The 18413-nt window shown below is 71.0% G+C and carries 17 protein-coding genes and 1 pseudogene; 9 read left to right on the forward strand and 9 right to left on the reverse strand.

The window, feature by feature from the left end:
- The first annotated feature begins 107 nt into the window (after positions 1 to 107).
- Positions 108 to 557 (forward strand): hypothetical protein, encoded by a 450-nt coding sequence (locus ACWCQK_RS29300; protein ID WP_451159946.1) that lies wholly within the window; start codon positions 108 to 110, stop codon positions 555 to 557.
- A 124-nt stretch (positions 558 to 681) separates the two neighbouring features.
- A complete protein-coding gene (locus ACWCQK_RS29305; protein WP_451159948.1) occupies positions 682 to 1275 on the forward strand; it encodes a DUF4291 domain-containing protein in 594 nt (197 codons plus the stop codon).
- A 74-nt stretch (positions 1276 to 1349) separates the two neighbouring features.
- On the opposite strand, the pseudogene ACWCQK_RS29310 reads toward ACWCQK_RS29305, so the two are convergent.
- The 3 genes and pseudogenes from ACWCQK_RS29310 to ACWCQK_RS29320 all read right to left on the reverse strand — a co-directional run.
- A pseudogene (locus ACWCQK_RS29310) lies at positions 1350 to 1496 on the reverse strand (DUF4291 family protein); the annotation flags it as partial.
- A 273-nt stretch (positions 1497 to 1769) separates the two neighbouring features.
- The gene (msrA, locus tag ACWCQK_RS29315) at positions 1770 to 2438 is read right to left on the reverse strand and encodes a peptide-methionine (S)-S-oxide reductase MsrA (protein WP_451159950.1); all 669 of its coding nucleotides are present in this window, start codon (positions 2436 to 2438) and stop codon (positions 1770 to 1772) included.
- A gap of 69 nt (positions 2439 to 2507) precedes the next feature.
- Positions 2508 to 3626, reverse strand: coding sequence for a hypothetical protein (locus tag ACWCQK_RS29320; protein WP_451159952.1), 1119 nt, complete (start codon positions 3624 to 3626; stop codon positions 2508 to 2510).
- A gap of 246 nt (positions 3627 to 3872) precedes the next feature.
- On the opposite strand from ACWCQK_RS29320, the gene ACWCQK_RS29325 reads away from it, so the two are divergent.
- Positions 3873 to 5027 carry a cystathionine gamma-synthase gene (locus tag ACWCQK_RS29325; RefSeq protein WP_451159954.1) on the forward strand — a complete coding sequence of 385 codons (1155 nt, stop codon included), beginning with the start codon at positions 3873 to 3875 and terminating at the stop codon, positions 5025 to 5027.
- Positions 5028 to 5127: 100 nt separating this feature from the next.
- Here the strand turns inward: ACWCQK_RS29325 and ACWCQK_RS29330 are convergent, their stop codons facing one another.
- The 3 genes from ACWCQK_RS29330 to ACWCQK_RS29340 form a co-directional block, all read right to left on the reverse strand.
- Positions 5128 to 5376 (reverse strand): hypothetical protein, encoded by a 249-nt coding sequence (locus ACWCQK_RS29330; protein ID WP_451159956.1) that lies wholly within the window; start codon positions 5374 to 5376, stop codon positions 5128 to 5130.
- A 28-nt stretch (positions 5377 to 5404) separates the two neighbouring features.
- On the reverse strand, positions 5405 to 5917 hold the full coding sequence (locus ACWCQK_RS29335) for a sigma factor-like helix-turn-helix DNA-binding protein (RefSeq protein ID WP_451159958.1): 513 nt from the start codon (positions 5915 to 5917) through the stop codon (positions 5405 to 5407).
- 182 nt (positions 5918 to 6099) lie between these two features.
- Entirely contained in the window at positions 6100 to 6606 is a 507-nt protein-coding gene (locus ACWCQK_RS29340; RefSeq protein WP_451160155.1) for a MarR family winged helix-turn-helix transcriptional regulator, read from the reverse strand.
- 162 nt (positions 6607 to 6768) lie between these two features.
- Between ACWCQK_RS29340 and ilvA the strand changes: the two genes are divergently transcribed.
- The 3 genes from ilvA to ACWCQK_RS29355 all read left to right on the forward strand — a co-directional run bounded on the left by ilvA (position 6769) and on the right by ACWCQK_RS29355 (position 10147).
- Positions 6769 to 7998 (forward strand): threonine ammonia-lyase, encoded by a 1230-nt coding sequence (gene ilvA / locus ACWCQK_RS29345; RefSeq protein WP_451159960.1) that lies wholly within the window; start codon positions 6769 to 6771, stop codon positions 7996 to 7998.
- Positions 7999 to 8282: 284 nt separating this feature from the next.
- Positions 8283 to 9305, forward strand: a complete 1023-nt coding sequence (locus ACWCQK_RS29350; RefSeq protein WP_451159962.1) for an ATP-binding cassette domain-containing protein — start codon at positions 8283 to 8285, stop codon at positions 9303 to 9305.
- Entirely contained in the window at positions 9302 to 10147 is an 846-nt protein-coding gene (locus ACWCQK_RS29355; RefSeq protein WP_451159964.1) for an ABC transporter permease, read from the forward strand. The genes ACWCQK_RS29350 and ACWCQK_RS29355 overlap by 4 nt, the downstream gene beginning before the upstream one ends.
- Positions 10148 to 10204: 57 nt before the next feature.
- Here the strand turns inward: ACWCQK_RS29355 and greA are convergent, their stop codons facing one another.
- Both greA and ACWCQK_RS29365 read right to left on the reverse strand, forming a co-directional pair.
- The gene (gene greA / locus ACWCQK_RS29360; protein ID WP_451159966.1) at positions 10205 to 10705 is read right to left on the reverse strand and encodes a transcription elongation factor GreA; all 501 of its coding nucleotides are present in this window, start codon (positions 10703 to 10705) and stop codon (positions 10205 to 10207) included.
- 227 nt (positions 10706 to 10932) lie between these two features.
- Positions 10933 to 11331: a DUF4307 domain-containing protein gene (locus tag ACWCQK_RS29365; RefSeq protein WP_451159968.1), complete on the reverse strand. Its 399-nt coding sequence runs from the start codon at positions 11329 to 11331 to the stop codon at positions 10933 to 10935.
- 178 nt (positions 11332 to 11509) lie between these two features.
- Between ACWCQK_RS29365 and mca the strand changes: the two genes are divergently transcribed.
- Both mca and ACWCQK_RS29375 read left to right on the forward strand, forming a co-directional pair.
- A complete protein-coding gene (gene mca / locus ACWCQK_RS29370; protein ID WP_451160157.1) occupies positions 11510 to 12370 on the forward strand; it encodes a mycothiol conjugate amidase Mca in 861 nt (286 codons plus the stop codon).
- Positions 12363 to 12623, forward strand: a complete 261-nt coding sequence (locus ACWCQK_RS29375; RefSeq protein WP_451159970.1) for a hypothetical protein — start codon at positions 12363 to 12365, stop codon at positions 12621 to 12623. Before mca ends, ACWCQK_RS29375 begins: the two co-directional genes overlap by 8 nt.
- Before the next feature lie 160 nt (positions 12624 to 12783).
- On the opposite strand, the gene ACWCQK_RS29380 is transcribed toward ACWCQK_RS29375, so the two are convergent.
- Positions 12784 to 15984, reverse strand: a complete 3201-nt coding sequence (locus tag ACWCQK_RS29380) for a tetratricopeptide repeat protein (protein ID WP_451159972.1) — start codon at positions 15982 to 15984, stop codon at positions 12784 to 12786.
- Positions 15985 to 16247: 263 nt separating this feature from the next.
- Between ACWCQK_RS29380 and ACWCQK_RS29385 the strand changes: the two genes are divergently transcribed.
- Positions 16248 to 18281 (forward strand): thioredoxin domain-containing protein, encoded by a 2034-nt coding sequence (locus tag ACWCQK_RS29385; protein WP_451159974.1) that lies wholly within the window; start codon positions 16248 to 16250, stop codon positions 18279 to 18281.
- The last annotated feature ends 132 nt before the right edge of the window (positions 18282 to 18413 follow it).

Consider the following 18413-nt stretch of genomic DNA (forward strand, 5'->3'; position numbering starts at 1 on the left):
GGCCGGCTGACCCCCGTCGAATTCGAGACCGTCATGATCACATCGGCCCTCCAGGCCGCGTGACCGAACCTGTCACCTGAACCTGCACCAGACCCAGAGACGGTCCAGTGAGGGCGGCTCTGCTGAACTGGCTTGGATCACTCGCCTACGACGCCGACGACGAGTGCCTTGCCAGCGCCGAACGTCACTTCGATGGTGACGACCTCGACGACTATCCAGAAATGCGTGTCTTTCTGGAACACCGCCCCACGTTCTACCGTGCCGTTTCAGCTTTCCTGGGCCACGAAGACACTGCTGTTCGTGAGGCCGCGGTCGTCGCCGCCATCCCCTTGATTGAGCATCCCGCCCTCATTGGCCACAGAGACGAACTTGGACGCCGCATCCATCGCCTCCTCGCCACCAGTACCAGCCGCTACAACCGCAATCGATGTCTTGACGCACTCAAGAACTGGGGCTACGACATCACTGCCCTGGAGAGTCCCGCTGACGTTGCCGCACGCGTTCGGTACGTCCGTGACGTCTGGACCGGTGGCTGTACGGAGGAACCCCCGTTCTGACATCGGACGCCACTTCGCCAGTACGGACGGCTGCCTGTCGCCTGCGGCTGGCATGCTCCATCGGATCGAGCAACGGGGGAAAATCGTTGGTCACCCAAGCGGGCCGGGGCTCACGCTGTACTCCATGGAAGAACCGCTCCGCAGGATCCGCGCGCTCCACACGGCGTCCACGATCACCGTCTACCAGGCCTACCGCCCGGAGATCGGTGGACCCGCCGCCCGCAAGGGCCGTTTCCCCGCCGCGTGGAAGCCCGACCGGATGACGTGGATTAAACCCAGTTTTATGTGGATGATGTACCGCTCCGGCTGGGGGACGAAGGAGGGGCAGGAGACCGTCCTCGCCGTCGAGATCACCCGTGACGGCTTCGACTGGGCGTTGCGTCATGCCTGCCTGTCGCACTACGTCCGCGGACTGCACCCCGACCGCAGCGCCTGGCAGCGTGACCTCAAGCGCGCACCGGCCCGTGTCCAGTGGGATCCCGAACGCGATCTACACCTGCGTCCCCTGCCGTACCGCTCGCTCCAACTGGGGCTCTCGGGCGAGGCGTCGACGCGTTACGCTGACGAGTGGATCGTGTCCATCAGCGACGTGACCCCGCTCGCCCACGAGATCCACGCACTCGTCAAGGACGGCGAACTGGACTCGGCGACCCGACTGCTCCCCCAGGAGCACGGATACCCGGCCGGCGAAGAGCTCCTGGCCCACCTGAGTTCCTGACCGGCAACAGGGGCACAACCGCCGGCACCACCCACGGGTCACACGGCGGCAAAGGTCTGCGAACGCTGCTTGATGATCCACGTCATCCTGTCCCGCTTCCACGCGGCGGGGAAACGGCCGTCGCGGGCGGCGGGCAGGCCGAGCTCCGGGGAGTACGCCTGGTAGACGGTGATCGTGGATTCCGAGTAGGCCGCACGGATCCTGTGTCGCGGTTCTTCCATGCCGTACAGCGTGGAGTCGGCCGGTTCAGGCAGCCACTGATTTTCGCCTGCCGTCCGCCGCGTCGGAGAGCGCCGACGGCGGCACCGAGCGACCAGGGCCCGGCGCGGGATCGGGGGGACCGGGGTCGAGCCCTGCTTGATCGGCGCCAAGGACTGGTAGCCGTGTGTTCCGCGGATCAGCGCGCGGCGAAGAGGGGCTCCGGCCGGTTGGTGACTGGAACGGAGCCGCTCAGCAGTGCCTTCAGCGTCCTCGTCGCGTTCCGTGCGAGAGGCTCAGCCATCCGCCTTGGCCACACCGATCGGGCACGACACGCCTGTTCCGCCGATCCCGCAGTACCCCGCCGGGTTCTTGTCGAGGTACTGCTGGTGGTACGCCTCCGCCGGGTAGAAGGGGCGGGTGTCGGCGGGGAGGAGTTCCGTGGTGATCGTGCCGTGGCCCGAGTACGTCAGGACCTTCTGGTAGGCGGCGCGGGAGGCCTCGGCCGTCTCGGCCTGGGCGGGGGAGTGGGTGTAGATCGCGGAGCGGTACTGGGTGCCGACGTCGTTGCCCTGGCGGAAGCCCTGTGTGGGGTCGTGGGACTCCCAGAAGGTCTTCAGCAGCCGCTCGTACGAGATCACCTTCGGGTCGTACACCACGCGGACCGCCTCCGTGTGGCCGGTCAGGCCCGAGCAGGCCTCCTCGTACGTGGGGTGCTCGGTGTAGCCGCCCTGGTAGCCGACCAGGGTCGTCCAGACGCCCGCCGGGAGCTGCCAGAACTTACGCTCGGCGCCCCAGAAGCAGCCCATGCCGAAGTCGGCGACCTCCAGCCCCAGCGGGTAGGGGCCCAGCAGCGGGTTGCCGAGGACGGTGTGGTGGTCGGGGACCGTGAAGGCCGGCTCCGGGCGACCGCGCAGAGCCTGCTCGGGGGTCGGGAGCTTGGGCGTACGGCTGTACAGGAACATGCGGTCTCCAATCGAGGGTCCGGACATGTCAACATCCCCGGACCCCGTCGAATTCCGGCCGCCGGCGGCTCAGTGCGGCAGGGTCGCCGGGTTGCCGCCGTTCGCCTCGTAGCCCGCCACCGCCAGGGCCCGGTACACCGCGAACTCGGCGGCCGGATCACCGGACAGGGTCCACGGCAGGGCGCCGACATGGCCGTCGACGTGTATCAGCTGGTTCATGGCCTCGGACCAGCGTTCGGCGCGGACCAGGAAGAAGACCAGCAGATGACGGACGTGCGCCAGCATCGGGTCGTCGGGACGGGCCGCGTGCACCGCGAACAGCGCGCCGTGCATCGCCTTCGTCACGACCTCGCTCTGGTAGAAGCTGCTGACCAGGTTCACCTCGGGGAGGTGCTCGAAGACCGCGAACAGGGGCATGGCGGCCAGGAGCGAGCCCTGCGGGGCGCGGGCCGCCGCGGCCTCCGCGAAGGAGTACGCCAGCTCGCGCGAGCCGTGCCACTTCTCGCACCAGTAGTGCAGCGCCGCCAGGTGCGCGCCCATGTGCGCCGGGGCGCGGTCCAGGATCTTCAGCCACAGCTGCTCGAACTCGGTCTGTTTGTACGCCAGCCCGCGGGCCACCGACAGCTCGACGATGTAGGGGACCGGGTCGCCGGGGGCGAGCAGTGCCGCCTGCCCGCACGCTTCCAGCGCCTCTTCCATGATGATCCGGAACTCGTCCGTCCCGGGCGTCGACGTCCGCCACGCCTGCTGGACCAGGAACTCCGCGTGCACCGCCGCGCCGCCCGCGTCCTTCGGGGCCTCGGCCCGCCACACCCGCAGCCACTGCCCGCCCGGTGTCTCGCTGACCCCGCCGGGGCGCTGCTGGAGCTCCAGCGACGCCGCTCCCGCGAAGGCCTGCACGCGCTGCCAGCGCAGCTCGCCCGTCGCCTCGGTGCCGGCCAGCAGCTGCTGGGCCGCCCGGTAGTCCTGGGTGCGCTGCACCAGGTCCAGGACGTCCAGCAGGTCGTGGTCGGGGCCGGGCATGCGGATGTCCAGCTCCTCCTCGCGCACGAATCCGTAGGTCGCCGGATCCGCGGCGTCCGGGTGTCCCGGCGCGACCTGCTCGATCCGGCCACGCCTGCGCAGCAGGAACGGGCTCAGCACGAAGCCCAGCAAGACCAGCGCCATCAGGACCCAGAGAATCTCCATGGCTCAAGCGAACCAGACAGCGCCGACAATTGGCCAACCCGTTCGGCGGCCTGTGGAAAACCTTCGGCCGGACGCCCGTCCCGCGCCCGGCCCCCCCCGCCCCGTCCCGCGCCCGACCCCGCCCCGTCCCGCACCAGGCCCCCGTCCGTCCCGCGCGCCCGCCCTGACCACCGAAAAATCCCGCGGTACGACCACCCGTGCCCCGCCGTCCGTCACCCGCCCCGTGAGCGCACTACTCTCGGGCTCATGAGCGACAGGCACATCAGTCAGCACTTCGAGACCCTCGCGATCCATGCGGGCAACACCGCCGATCCCCTCACCGGCGCCGTCGTCCCGCCGATCTACCAGGTCTCGACCTACAAGCAGGACGGCGTGGGCGGTCTGCGCGGCGGCTACGAGTACAGCCGCAGCGCCAACCCGACCCGTACCGCCCTCGAAGAGAACCTCGCCGCCCTGGAGGGCGGTCGCCGGGGTCTCGCGTTCGCGTCCGGACTGGCGGCCGAGGACTGCCTGTTGCGTACGCTGCTGAGCCCCGGTGACCACGTGGTCATCCCGAACGACGCGTACGGCGGTACGTTCCGTCTCTTCGCGAAGGTCGTCTCCCGGTGGGGGGTGGAATGGTCGGTCGCCGACACCAGCGATCCCGCCGCCGTACGGGCCGCCCTCACCCCGAAGACCAAGGTCGTGTGGGTGGAGACCCCCTCCAACCCGCTGCTCGGCATCACCGACATCGCCGCCGTCGCGCAGATCGCCCGTGACGCGGGCGCCCGGCTCGTCGTCGACAACACCTTCGCCACGCCGTACCTCCAGCAGCCGCTGGCGCTCGGCGCGGACGTCGTCGTGCACTCTCTGACCAAGTACATGGGCGGTCACTCGGACGTCGTCGGCGGCGCGCTGATCGTCAACGACCGGGAGCTGGGCGAGGAGCTCGCCTACCACCAGAACGCGATGGGCGCGGTCGCCGGGCCGTTCGACTCCTGGCTGGTGCTGCGCGGCACCAAGACGTTGTCGGTGCGCATGGACCGGCACAGCGAGAACGCCACGAAGGTCGCCGACATGCTCACCCGGCACGCGCGCGTGACGCGCGTCCTGTACCCGGGTCTCCCGGAGCACCCCGGCCACGAGATCGCCGCCAAGCAGATGCGGGCGTTCGGCGGCATGATCTCCTTCCAGGTCGAGGGGGGCGAGGAGGCGGCGGTCGAGGTCTGCAACCGCGCCAAGGTGTTCACGCTCGGCGAGTCCCTGGGCGGTGTCGAGTCGCTGATCGAGCACCCCGGACGCATGACGCACGCCTCCGCGGCCGGTTCGGCGCTCGAGGTGCCCGGCGATCTCGTACGCCTCTCCGTGGGCATCGAGAACGTCGAGGACCTGCTGGAGGATCTCCAGCAGGCCCTGGGCTAGTTCCCGCGGTTCGACGGCGCCAGGTCCCTGACAGGTTCCTGGTGGCGGCGGATCCCCAGGGCTCCGGCTCCGCCAGGAGCCGCGCCCGGGGCGGGGGTGTTCACCAGCCTGTCAGGGGTGGAGTCGTGACCGACGGCGGCTCCACCCACGGCCGGACCGAGAGCGCCCAGATCGTGAACGCCAGGAGCGCGGCCCACAGCAGCAGCCACGACAGGCGGCGTGTCAGGGTCCTGCGGCGCAGCATGCGGGCGCCGAGGCGTACGGCGTCCGCGCAGAGGTCCGGCGGCACCTGGAGCGTCGTCCGCTCCATGATCCGCCGTGCCGCCGCCTCCCGGTCGACCCGGCTCATCCGTGCCTCCCCCGGCTCGGCCGGCTCCTCATGACGCTGCCACCTTTGCTCCCGCCAGCGCCGGGGCCGGGCCCCGGGGCGGGTGCAGGAGCGTGGCGGTCGCCCGGTCGCAGATCGCGTGGACGCGTTCCACGGGCAGGCCGAGCAGGGCCGCCGCCTGTTCCTCCGCCACCCCTTCGTACAACCGCAGGACGACGATCAGCCGCTCCTGCGGAGTGAGGACGGCCAGGGCGCTCACGGGACGGCGGCGGGCGCGACGGCCGATACCGAGAGGGGCGTACCGGTGCCACGCTCCCTGGGCGAAGCGGGTGGCCAGACAGCGGCGGGTGTGGGCGTAGGGATCCTCCCCGCGCAGCGTGTCCCAGCACGCGTACGTCCGGGCCAGGGCCAGGGTCAGCAGGCGTCGCGCGCGCGGGTTGTCGTCCGGCGGCTCCGCCGTGAACAGCGTGGCGGTGTGCAGCAACCGCCCGCCCGCGCCGGCGACGAACGCCTCGAACTCCTTGGCGCGGCGGACGCCTTGGGACGCATGCCGTTCTCGCACCGCGCCTCCCGCCTGCCGGCTGCCCCGGGGGAACGGGCCCCTGCTGTGTGTGACGGGGACCCGGTCTCATATGAGGCCAGCACCGCCCTTTCGGTCAAGAGCCGCGCACGGCCGGAAACCGAGGCCGCGGCCCCCGAGGCGCGGTGCGGCGGCCCCCGGGGTGCGGCCCGGCGGCCTCCGGCTCAGGAGGCCGGCTGCGGCTCCGCGCCCGGACCGCCGGGGGGCGACATCCGGGCGGACAGCGCGCTGTTGAAGCGCGTGAGGAGCGTGAGGAACGCCTCGCGCTCCTCCGGCGCCCAGTCGTGCGTCAGTTCGGCCATCAACTGACGCCTCGACGAACGCACTTCCTCCAGCCGTGCCAGGCCGCGCGGGGACAGCTGGAGCACCACCGCGCGTCCGTCCTCCGGGTGCGAGGTGCGCTTGACCAGGCCGGTGTCGACCAGCGGCGCCACCTGACGGGTGACGGTCGAGGAGTCGATGCCCATGCTCGCGGCGAGCGCCTTGACGCCCATCGGGCCCTCCTTGTCGAGCCGGTTGAGCAGGAGGTACGCGGCGCGGTCCATGGAGTTGCGCACCTGCCCGACGCCGCCGAGCCGGGTCTGTTCGGCGCGGCGCGCGAACACCGCCACCTCGTGCTGGAGGGTGTCCAGGAGGCCGGTGTCACCGACTGTCGTCATGTCCATCGACATTTCAGGTGTTGTGGGCATGGCCGGGGGCTCACTTCATGAAGGGTGCTGGATGTGGGGGACAGGGTACGCGGCTGGGGGGCGGGCCGTACCGGCGCTGAGGAAACCGGTCTCGGTGGTTGGTCACAGCGGCGCCGCCCGCGTGTGAACTGGGAGACTCGAGTCATGAACTACCGCAAGGTCGACCCCTTGCCGCCGGTCACGCTGGACGACGTACGCGGGGCCCAGAAGATGCTCACGGGCGTGGCCCGGGTGACCGCCATGGAGGGCAACAGGTACCTGTCGCGCCTGGTGGGCGCGCCGGTGCACTTCAAGTGCGAGAACCTCCAGCGGACCGGATCGTTCAAGCTGCGGGGCGCGTACGTGCGGATCGCCGGGCTGCTGCCCGAGGAGCGGGCCGCCGGGGTCGTCGCCGCCAGCGCGGGCAACCACGCGCAGGGCGTCGCTCTCGCGTCGTCGCTGCTCGGCGTGCGTTCCACGGTGTTCATGCCCAAGGGCGCCCCGCTGCCGAAGATCAGCGCGACCCAGCACTACGGCGCCGAGGTGCGCCTGTACGGGCAGGTGGTCGACGAGACGCTGGCCGCCGCGCAGGAGTACGCGGCCGAGACGGGCGCGGTGTTCATCCACCCCTTCGACCACCCGGACATCATCGCGGGCCAGGGCACGGTGGGCCTGGAGATCCTGGACCAGTGCCCGGAGGTGGGCACGATCGTGGTCGGGATCGGCGGCGGCGGTCTGGCGGCCGGGGTGGCGGCCGCGGTGAAGGCGGTGCGGCCGGACGTACGGATCGTCGGTGTGCAGGCGGAGGGCGCGGCGGCGTACCCGCCCTCGCTCGCGGCCGGTCACCCGGTGTCGATCGAGAACCCCGCGACGATGGCGGACGGCATCAAGGTGGGGCGGCCCGGTGACGTGCCGTTCGAGATCATCGAGGACCTGGTGGACGAGGTCCGCACGGTGAGCGAGGACGCGCTGTCCACCGCGCTGCTGCTGTGTCTGGAGCGGGCCAAGCTGGTCGTCGAGCCGGCCGGGGCGAGCCCGGTCGCGGCGCTGCTGAGCGAGCCGGGGGCCTTCGAGGGGCCGGTGGTGGCGCTGCTGTCGGGCGGCAACGTCGATCCGCTGCTGCTGCAGCGCGTGCTGCGGCACGGAATGACCGCCCAGGGCCGCTACCTGGCGGTTCGGGTGCGCCTGACGGACCGGCCGGGGGCCCTCGCGGCGCTCCTGGGGGTGTTGTCAGTGGTCGACGCTAATGTCCTCGACGTGAGCCACGTCCGGACCGATCCACGGCTCGGGTTCACGGAGGCGGAGGTCGAACTGCACCTGGAGACGAAGGGCGCGGAGCACTGCGCCGAGGTCGGCCAGGCCCTGCGTACGGCGGGGTACACCGTCATCGGCTGAGGGCACGGCTCTCCCGCTCACCCGGTGCGCAGCTGACGCTCACTCGATCGAGTCACGGTCGGTGAAAACACATTGAGAGACGCGATACATCGCGTTATGGTGTGTCGTATGCCGGTGGCGGTCGCTGCCGCCCATGGACCGCCGCACGCGTGAACCGCTGTCACGCGTGGGCTCGTCCGTCGACCGTCCGGACACCCCTGTCCCCCATCAAACGAACCCCAAGGGCGCGACTCAACCCGCGAACCCTGACCTTTCGAAGAATTCCCGACGACGTGGAGACTCATATGCCAGGCGCCATCTATGCCGAAGGTCTGGTCAAGACCTTCGGTGACGTAAAGGCTCTGGACGGTGTCGACCTCGATGTTCCCGAGGGCACGGTCCTGGGTCTGCTCGGGCCCAACGGCGCCGGCAAGACGACGACCGTGCGCTGTCTGACGACCCTCCTGCGCCCCGACCGCGGCCGCGCGGTCGTCGCCGGACTCGACGTGCTCAAGCAACCCAACGAGGTGCGGCGCTCCATCGGCCTGTCCGGCCAGTTCGCCGCGGTCGACGAATACCTCACCGGCCGCGAGAACCTGCAGATGGTGGGGCAGCTCTACCAGATGAAGGCGAAGGCCGCCAAGGCCCGGGCCGTGGAGCTGCTCGAACAGTTCGACCTCACCGAGGCCGCCGACCGCACCGCGAAGACCTACTCCGGAGGCATGCGCCGCCGGCTCGACCTGGCGGCGGCGCTCGTCGTCTCCCCGCCCGTGATGTTCATGGACGAGCCGACGACCGGCCTCGACCCCCGAAACCGCCTCCTGCTCTGGGAGGTCATCAAGCGCCTCGTCTCCGGCGGCACGACACTGCTGCTGACCACGCAGTACCTGGAAGAGGCCGATCACCTCGCGCACGACATCGCGGTCGTCGACCACGGCCGCGTCATCGCCCGCGGCACCTCCGACCAGCTCAAGGCCCGCACCGGCGGCGAGCGGGTCGAGGTCGTCGTGCACGAACGCGAGCACATAGCGGTGGCCGCGGAGGTGCTGCGCGGCTTCGGCAAGGGCGACACCGCCGTCGAGGACCACATCCGCAAGCTCACCGTGCCCGTCACCGGAGGCGCCAAGCTCCTCGCCGAGGTCATCCGCGAGCTCGACAGCCGCGGCATCGAGATCGACGACATCGGCCTGCGCCGCCCCACCCTCGACGACGTGTTCCTCTCCCTCACGGGACACGTGGCCGAGGTGAAGGCCGAGGAGAGCGACGAGACGCAGAGCGACGACGCGCAGACCAAGGACCGCAAGCCCAAGAAGGAGACCACCCAGTGAGCGCCGTCACCGACGCCGTGCCGATCGCGGCGCCCTCGAACCCCGTCGTCCAGTCCGTCCGGGACTCGTTGGTCGTCGCCAAGCGCAACCTGATCCGCATGTCCCGCATCCCCGAGATGATCATCTTCGGGCTCTTCCAGCCGATCATGTTCGTCGTGATGTTCTCGTACGTCTTCGGCGGCTCGATGACCATCGGCGGCAGCACGGACCCCTCCGTCTACCGCGAGTTCCTGATGGCCGGCATCTTCGCGCAGACCGTCACCTTCGCCACCGCCGGCGCCGGCGCGGGCATCGCGGACGACATGCACAAGGGACTGATCGACCGCTTCCGCTCCCTGCCCATGGCGCGTGGCGCCGTGCTCACCGGACGCACGCTCGCCGACCTGGTGCAGACGGCCCTCACCGTCTCCGTGCTGGCCGTTGTCGCGCTGCTGGTCGGCTGGCGCACGCACACCAGCATCGGCGAGGTGCTCGGCGCCTTCGCCCTGCTGCTCCTGCTCGGCTACGCGTTCACCTGGGTCGGCGCCCTGATCGGCCTCTCCGTGCGGACCCCCGAGGCGGCGACCTCGGGCGGGCTGATCTGGCTCTTCCCGGTCACGTTCGTCTCGAACGCGTTCGCGGACTCCAGCCGGATGACGCCGTGGCTGCGGCACATCGCCGACTGGAACCCCTTCAGCGCCACCGTGCAGGCGTGCCGGGTGCTCTTCGGCAATCCCGGGGTCTCCGCCTCGGACGCCTGGCCCATGGTCCACCCGGTGTGGGCGTCGCTGATCTACTCGATCCTGATCATCGTCGTCTTCAGGACCCTCGCGGTGCGCAAGTACCGCTCGGCGGCCGCATGACAGAGCCCCCGGCGTCCAGGTGACGCCGGGGGCCCGTCGAGGCGGTGGGAAAGGGGCTCAGCCGCTGTACGGCTCGGCCTTCAGGATGCGCACCGAGGTCTTCTTGCCGTTGGGCAGCTCGTAGTCCGCGTCCTCGCCGACCTTGTGGCCGATCACGCCGGAACCCAGCGGGGACTGCGGCGAGTAGGTCTCGACATCGGTGCTCGCGTACTCGCGTGAGGCGAGCAGGAAGGTCATCGTGTCGTCCTCGTCACCATCGAAGGCGATCGTCACGACCATGCCGGGCGCGACCGTACCGTCCGTCGAGGCCGGGGCCTCGCCGACCTGCGCGTTCTCCAGCAGCTGGGTCAGCTGGCGCACACGGAGCTCCTGCTTGCCCTGCTCCTCCTTGGCGGCGTGGTACCCGCCGTTCTCACGCAGGTCGCCCTCCTCGCGCGCGGCCGCGATCTTGGCGGCGATCTCCGTGCGCGCAGGACCAGTAAGGTACTCAAGCTCGTCCTTGAGCTTGTTGTACGCCTCCTGGGTCAGCCAGGTGACGTTCTCGCTGGTCTGGGTCACAGGGTGCTCCTCGTCGGTACTGGGAATAAAAAGCATCGCCCTCCCACAAGAATGGTCCCTCACGGATGGGCGAAACCACGAGCCTAACAATTCAGCGGCCGTAGGGGGAGGACATAAGCCATCAGAATCACGTCAACCCAGGTCAGCCGCTACGCATTGCGGGGGATGCCCACATCGTCAGCAGGTATCGGCCGATATCAGCCCGGGTGAATCCGTGACAGCCCGTGTCAGCCGGTGTGGCACCCGAGCAGTTCGGCCGTCGTGCCGCGGGACGTCGTACGGAGCGTGACGACCTTGTCGATACGGGTGTCGGACCCGGAGAAGCGGAAGTCCGCCCGGCCCACCTCGGAACCGTTCGCGGCCTGTGAGCGCACCGTGCAGTAGCCGTCGGCGCCGGAGTCCTTGTGGACCTCCAGATGGATCTTCACGGCGTTGTCCGAGGCGTCGAAGGCGATCACCTGGGCGCTGATCTCGTTCTGGGCGACGTAGTGGTAGGCGAAGAAGCCCAGCAGGGCGAGCAGAGCGGCGCCGAACACGGCACCGACGACCTTGAGTGTGCGGTCGGCGCGTTCGTCGGAGGAACGGCCGTAACGACCCTCGGGCAGTCGCGTGCTCGCCGTGCTCATGATCGTCCTCTCGCCACGTCACTCGGCGGTGTCGGATGAAGCTCCGAAAGTGGGCTCCGGAGCGGGGCCCCGGAATTATTCGCCCCCCGATTCGGTCACTATAGAAGCCGCCCATCGCACCCGATCACACGGGCGCCGACTTACTGAGGATTGTGTCTTGACTGACCAGCTGCGACTGATGGCCGTGCACGCGCACCCCGACGACGAGTCGAGCAAGGGCGCGGCCACCATGGCGAAGTACGTGTCCGAGGGGGTGGACGTGCTGGTCGTGACCTGCACCGGCGGGGAACGCGGCTCCATCCTCAACCCGAAGCTCCAGGGCGACACGTACATCGAGGAGCACATCCACGAGGTGCGCAAGAAGGAGATGGACGAGGCCCGCGAGATCCTCGGCGTCAAGCAGGAGTGGCTCGGCTTCGTCGACTCCGGGCTTCCCGAGGGCGACCCGTTGCCCCCGCTGCCCGAGGGCTGCTTCGCTCTGGAGGACGTCGACAAGGCGGCCGGCGAGCTGGTCAAGCAGATCCGCTCGTTCCGTCCCCAGGTGATCACCACCTACGACGAGAACGGCGGCTACCCGCACCCCGACCACATCATGACCCACAAGATCTCCATGGTGGCGTTCGAGGGCGCGGCGGACGCCGAGAAGTACCCGGAGAGCACGTACGGCGCGGTCCACCGGCCGCTCAAGCTCTACTACAACCAGGGCTTCAACCGCCCCCGCACCGAGGCGCTGCACCAGGCGCTGCTGGCCCGGGGCCTGGAGTCGCCGTACGGGGACTGGCTCAAGCGCTGGAGCGAGTTCGAGCGCACCGAGCGCACACTCACCACGCATGTGCCGTGCGCCGAGTTCTTCGAGATCCGCGACAAGGCGCTGATCGCGCATGCCACCCAGATCGACCCCGACGGCGGCTGGTTCCGGGTGCCGATGGAGCTCCAGAAGGAGGTCTGGCCGACGGAGGAGTACGAGCTCGCGAAGTCCCTCGTGGACACTTCCCTCCCCGAGGACGACCTCTTTGCGGGCATCCGCGACAATGCCTGACATGAGCGCAAGCGTGAGTCTGGCAATGACGCACCTCGTCCCCCTCGCCAAGGAGGTCGACGAGAACAAGGTCACCCCCGGCGTCCTCGGCTTCATCGTCTTCGCGGCGATGGCCGTGGCGGTGTGGGGGCTGATGAGGTCCATGAGCAAGCACATGGGCAAGGTCGACTTCAAGGAGTCCCCGGACTCCGCGGCGGAGGCCGGGGAGGGCCGGGCGAAGCCGTCCGGCCACGTCAAGCCGCAGCAGGGCTGACCAGCCCGGTCGGCGGGTCGGCAGGAGCCGGCCACGAACGGGGATGTCACTCCCGCACCGGTGGGAGTGACCGCCACCGCGCCGGTGCGGGAGACCGCCGCGACGGCCGGGGGCGGACGGCCGACACTGCCCGGCCGGCAGCACCACCCCCGCACCCCCGTCACCGACCGGTCGGCACCGCCACCCCCATCACCTCGCGGGCGTGCCGGTTCGGCACCATGCCCAGGCGCCATGCCTGCCACCCCGTCTCCAGGGTCACGCCCCGCTCCAGCAGGAGCTGGTACGCCTCCAGGTAGTCGCCCAGCTTCTCGTCCCGCAGCGGATGACCCGAGCGCGCGAGCCGGGCCAGCTCCTCCTGGGCCACCGCCGTGCCGACCTCCACACCGCCGGGAGCGGCGTACGGCAGCAGGGTGCAGCGCAGGAACGCGGCCCAGTCCGCGCCCCGGTCGTCGCCGTACGACGTGAACAGGGCCGTGGCCTCGTCGCACAGGCCCAGGGCCTGCTGGGCACGCGCGTTGCCCGCGTCGACGACCGCCAGTTCCAGACAGGTCCACGCCTCGCCGTGGGCGACACCGATGCGCTGGAAGTCGGCGCGGGCGTCGACGAGGAGCTGACGGGCGAAGCCCGAGTTGCGCAGCGAACCCGTCTGGGCCGCGCGCTGGTCCCGCGTCACCCGGGCCGAGTGGTGGCGCGCGCAGGCCAGGCCGTACACATCGCGCATGCGCGAGAACATCGTGCGGGAGCGTTCCAGTTCACGGACCGCGTGATCCAGGTCGCCCGTCTCCTCCAGGGACTGGCCCAGGTAGTAGAGCGTCCAGGCCTCTCCGCGCGCGTCCTCGTTGTCGCGGTGCCGGGCCGCCGCCCGCCGCAGACCGTCCACCGCCGGCGACGGATCGCCGGCCACCAGACGGGCCCGCGCCAGCTGGGTCAGCGCCCACGCCTCACCGCGGGCGTCCCGGGTGCGGCCGTACAGGTCCAGGGCCTCACGCAACTCCGTCTCCGCGCGCGGTACGTCGCCCATGCGCAGGCCCAGTTGACCGAGCTGGAAGTGCGCCCACGCCTCGCCGTGCACCGAACCACCCTCACGGTGCAGCACCAGGGAACGGGTCAACAGGTCCAAAGCCTCGGCGACATGGGCGCGATCGCGTTCGACGGCGGCCAGCGCGTGCATGGTCCAGGCACGGTCGGTCGCCAGCTCGGGGGCCGTCTGGAGGTCCAGCGCCTCCCGCAGCTTCGCGGCCGCCTCCGTCAGATTGCCCTGGTGGTGCAGCGTGATGCCCAGCGAACACAGGGCGCGGGCGGCGCCCGCGTCGTGGTGGGCCTCCATGTACAGGTCCACCACGGACGCCAGCGTCGTGCGCGCCTTGTCGAGCTCGCCGAGCTGCCGGGCCGCGATCCCGGTACGCCACTGCACCGAGCGGACCAGCAGCCCCTGGTCGACGGCCTGCGCCAACTCGCTGATCTCGCCCAGGCGGTAGAGGTCGCCGCGCAACAGGCAGTAGTCGCACAGGGCGCCGAGCAGGTTCAGCACGGCGGTCTGGTTCACGCCCTCGGCGTGCCGCAGGGTCGCCGTGATGAAGCTCGACTCGTCGTCCAGCCAGCGCAGCGCCTCGTCGAGCGAGGTGAAGCCGTGCGGACTGAACCGGTCGGAGCGGGTCGACATGTTGCCGTCGACCAGCCGCAGCACCGAATCGGCCAGGTCGCCGTAGCTCACGATCAGCCGTTCCTGCGCGGCCGTACGCTCGGCCGGCTCCTCCTCGTCGAGCAGCCGGGCCTGGGCGAAGGCGCGGACCAGGTCGTGCAGCCGGTAGCGGTCGCCCCGGACATGGTCGATCAGGCCCGCCCGGGACAGGGCCACCAGTTGCCGGGTGGCCTCCGGCTGATCGGTGGCCAGGAGCGCGGCGGCCGCCGCCGCGCCGAGCGAGGCCCGGCCGGCCAGGGCCAGCCTCCGCAGCAGCCGCCGCGCCGGGTCCGGCTGGTCGGTGTAGCGCAGCCAGAGCACCCTTTCGACCGGTTCCACCGGGCCGTACGCGCTCAGGTCGGTGGCGAGCTGCCGGGGTGAGCGTGGGCCGAGCGCGGAGCCCGCGACGCGCAGCGCCAGCGGCAGCCCGCCGCACAACTCATGGATCAGATCGGCGGATTCGGCGTCGTACGGCCCCGAGGCGTCCGTCGCGGCCGCGCCGAGCAGTTCTTCCGCGCCCGCCGCGTCCAGGGCGTCCACCGGGAGCTGGTGCACCCGGGCCGGAAGGTCGGCGGGCAGGTCGAGGGGCTTGCGGGCGGTGACCAGGACGAGGCTGTCGGAACGCTCGGGCATGAGCGTGCGGACCTGCTCCGGGTCCGAGGCGTCGTCCAGGACCACCGTGACCGGCAGGCCGGTCAGGTGCTGGTGGTAGAGCTCGCTCAGCCGCTTGACCTGCTGTTCGGCGGAGGAACGCTCCCGGAACAGCAGCTGTTCGCGGGGCGCGCCGAGCCGGTTCAGCAGGTGCAGCAACGCGTCGCGCGTGGGCAACGGCGGCTCCCCGGGGCTGTCGCCGCGCAGATCGACCACGCACGCACCCCGGAACTGCTCCCGCAGATCGTGGGCCGCACGAACCGCGAGCGTCGTACGGCCGCTGCCGGGCGCCCCGTGCAGGACGACGACCGTCGGCCGGGTCTCCGTGCTCGCGCGGGCCGCCTGCACCCACTGCCGGATCCGCGCCAGCTCCGTCCGCCGGCCCGCGAACGGACCCGTGGGTTCCGGCAGTTGCCCGAACGACTGCTCCAGGACGGTCCGCCCCCGCGCGGCCGCGCTCTTGTCCGCGCCGCGCAGCTGGGGCCCCGTCTTCTTCGGACCGGTGGACGCGCTCAGCACCCGTTGCTGATCCAGGAACGGGCGGATCCCGCGTACCTCCAGCGCCGTCAGCCACTGCAACCTCAGCTGCTCGGGGCCGCCCGGCTGGCCCGCGGCGCCCGCCCGGTGGTGCGCGGCCGGCAGATGGGAACCGGCCACCTTCACGACGGTGGCCGCCGCGCCGACGACCCCCACGGCCGCGCCCGCGCCCAGTGCCGTACCCGCGCCGGTGCCCAGGGCCAGGTCGGCGACGGCGGCGGCGACCGCGGCAACAGCCGCCACCAGCAGGGGAGTTCCGCTCCCCTCCCGGGCGTACCGCTGCCGGAAGCTGAGCTGTCCGGCCGCCGCCTCGTCCAGGGCGCGCGTGTAGGCCCCGTACTCCTCGTCGGCCGTGCGGGCCATGGCGTCCAGCGCGCCGCGCGTGCGCGTGAGCAGCGCCTGCCCGTCGGTACGCCCGCCCGACCGCCGCACCTCCTCCTCGACGGCCCGGGCGATCAACCGCTCGGCCTCCACCTTGTGACTGTCCCGCATGCCAGGTCCCCCTCCGGCGTCAACTCCTCTGCCCACGAGTGTCCTTCGAGGGACGCGGGAGCGCGAGAGGGGCGACGATCACCGATCGCATCGGTGGGGGGAACCGCTGCCCGTAGCGGCGACCGGGCACCCCGTCGCGGGTCCGCGGTGACGCCGGCCCAGTGGGGAGGCGTTGCGCGGATCGGGTGGCATCCGGGGGAGGGGTGGGCCGAGGGGGCAGGCTGCCGTACGGCCGGAAGCAGCCTGTCGGGCAGGATGGAGGCATGCCGAACCGACTGGCTCATGAGACGTCCCCGTACCTGCTTCAGCACGCCGACAACCCCGTCGACTGGTGGCCCTGGTCGGAAGCGGCTTTCGAGGAGGCGCGCCGGCGGGGTCTTCCCGTGCTGCTCAGCGTCGGCTACTCGAGCTGTCACTGGTGCCATGTTCTCGCCAGGGAGAGCTTCGAGGACGAAGCGGTCGCCGGATACATGAACGAACACTTCGTCAACATCAAGGTCGATCGCGAGGAGCGACCCGATGTCGACGCCGTCTACATGGAGGCCGTTCAGGCGGCGACCGGGCAGGGCGGCTGGCCCATGACCGTGTTCCTCACGGCGGCGGCCGAGCCCTTCTACTTCGGTACGTACTTCCCGCCCGCGCCCCGGCACGGCATGCCCTCCTTCCGGCAGGTGCTGGAGGGTGTGCACAGCGCCTGGACCGAGCGGCGGGACGAGGTCGCCGAGGTCGCCGGGAAGATCGTGCGGGACCTGGCGGGGCGCGAGATCTCCTACGGCGACACGCAGAGCCCGGGCGAGGAGGAGATCGCGCGGGCGCTGCTCGGTCTCACCCGGGAGTACGACGCCCAGCGCGGCGGGTTCGGCGGAGCGCCCAAGTTCCCGCCGTCCATGGTGATCGAGTTCCTGCTGCGCCACCACGCGCGCACCGGCTCCGAGGGCGCGCTCCAGATGGCGCGGGACACCTGCGAGCGCATGGCCCGCGGCGGCATCTACGACCAACTGGGCGGCGGCTTCGCCCGGTACTCCGTGGACCGCGACTGGACCGTGCCCCACTTTGAAAAGATGCTCTATGACAACGCTCTCCTGTGCCGGGTGTACGCGCATCTGTGGCGGGCCACCGGGTCGGAGCTCGCGCGGCGGGTCGCGTTGGAGACCGCCGACTTCATGGTGGGCGAACTGCGCACGAACGAGGGCGGGTTCGCGTCCGCGCTGGACGCCGACAGTGACGACGGCAGCGGGCGGCACGTCGAGGGCGCGTACTACGTGTGGAGCCCGCGACAGCTCGCCGAGGTGCTCGGCGAGGAGGACGCGGCGCTGGCGGCGGCCTACTTCGGGGTGACCGAGGAGGGCACCTTCGAGGAGGGTGCCTCCGTGCTGCAACTTCCCCAGCAGGAGGGTGTGTTCGACGCCGAGAGGATCGCCTCGGTCCGGGCGCGGCTGCTGGCGGCGCGGGCGGAGCGTCCCGCGCCGGGCCGGGACGACAAGGTGGTGGCCGCCTGGAACGGGCTCGCCGTCGCCGCCCTCGCGGAGACAGGCGCCTACTTCGACCGCCCCGACCTGGTCGAGGCCGCGGTGTCCGCCGCCGATCTCCTCGTACGGCTGCACCTGGACGAACACGCACGGCCGGCCCGCACCAGCAAGGACGGCCGGGTCGGCGCGAACGCGGGGGTGCTGGAGGACTACGCGGACGTCGCCGAGGGCTTCCTCGCGCTGGCGTCCGTGACCGGGGAGGGCGTGTGGCTGGAATTCGCCGGCCTGCTGCTCGACCACGTGCTGGCCGGTTTCGTCGACCCGGAGTCGGGGGCCCTGTACGACACCGCCGCCGACGCCGAGCGGTTGATCCGCCGGCCGCAGGATCCGACCGACAACGCGGCCCCCTCCGGCTGGACCGCCGCGGCCGGCGCGCTGCTGGGCTACGCGGCGCAGACCGGCTCCGCGCCCCATCGCCTCGCCGCCGAGCGGGCGTTGGGCGTGGTGAAGGCGCTCGGGCCGCGGGTGCCGCGGTTCATCGGCTGGGGGCTGGCCGTCGCCGAGGCGCTGCTCGACGGGCCGCGGGAGGTCGCGGTCGTCGGTCCGGCGCTCGACGATCCGGCCACCCGGGCCCTGCACCGCACGGCGCTTCTGGGCACCGCCCCCGGTGCCGTCGTGGCGGTGGGTGCCGTGGCGGGTGACGAGTTTCCGCTGCTCGCCGATCGGCCGCTGGTCGGCGGTGAGCCGACGGCGTACGTCTGCCGTAACTTCACCTGTGACGCTCCGACCACTGATCCGGAGCGGTTGCGCGAGGCGCTGAACGGCTGAAACGCGTGGTGGGACGGTGGGTGCGACCCAGCCTATTTGGGCATGTGTTCGGACACGTCCGGCAAGCGACCCCAGCGTTCTGAAACACGCTATTTATCTGAAGAGCGCTCGAACTTCACAGTTCCCCCCTAG

It is taken from the genome of Streptomyces sp. NPDC002306, assembly GCF_053593435.1.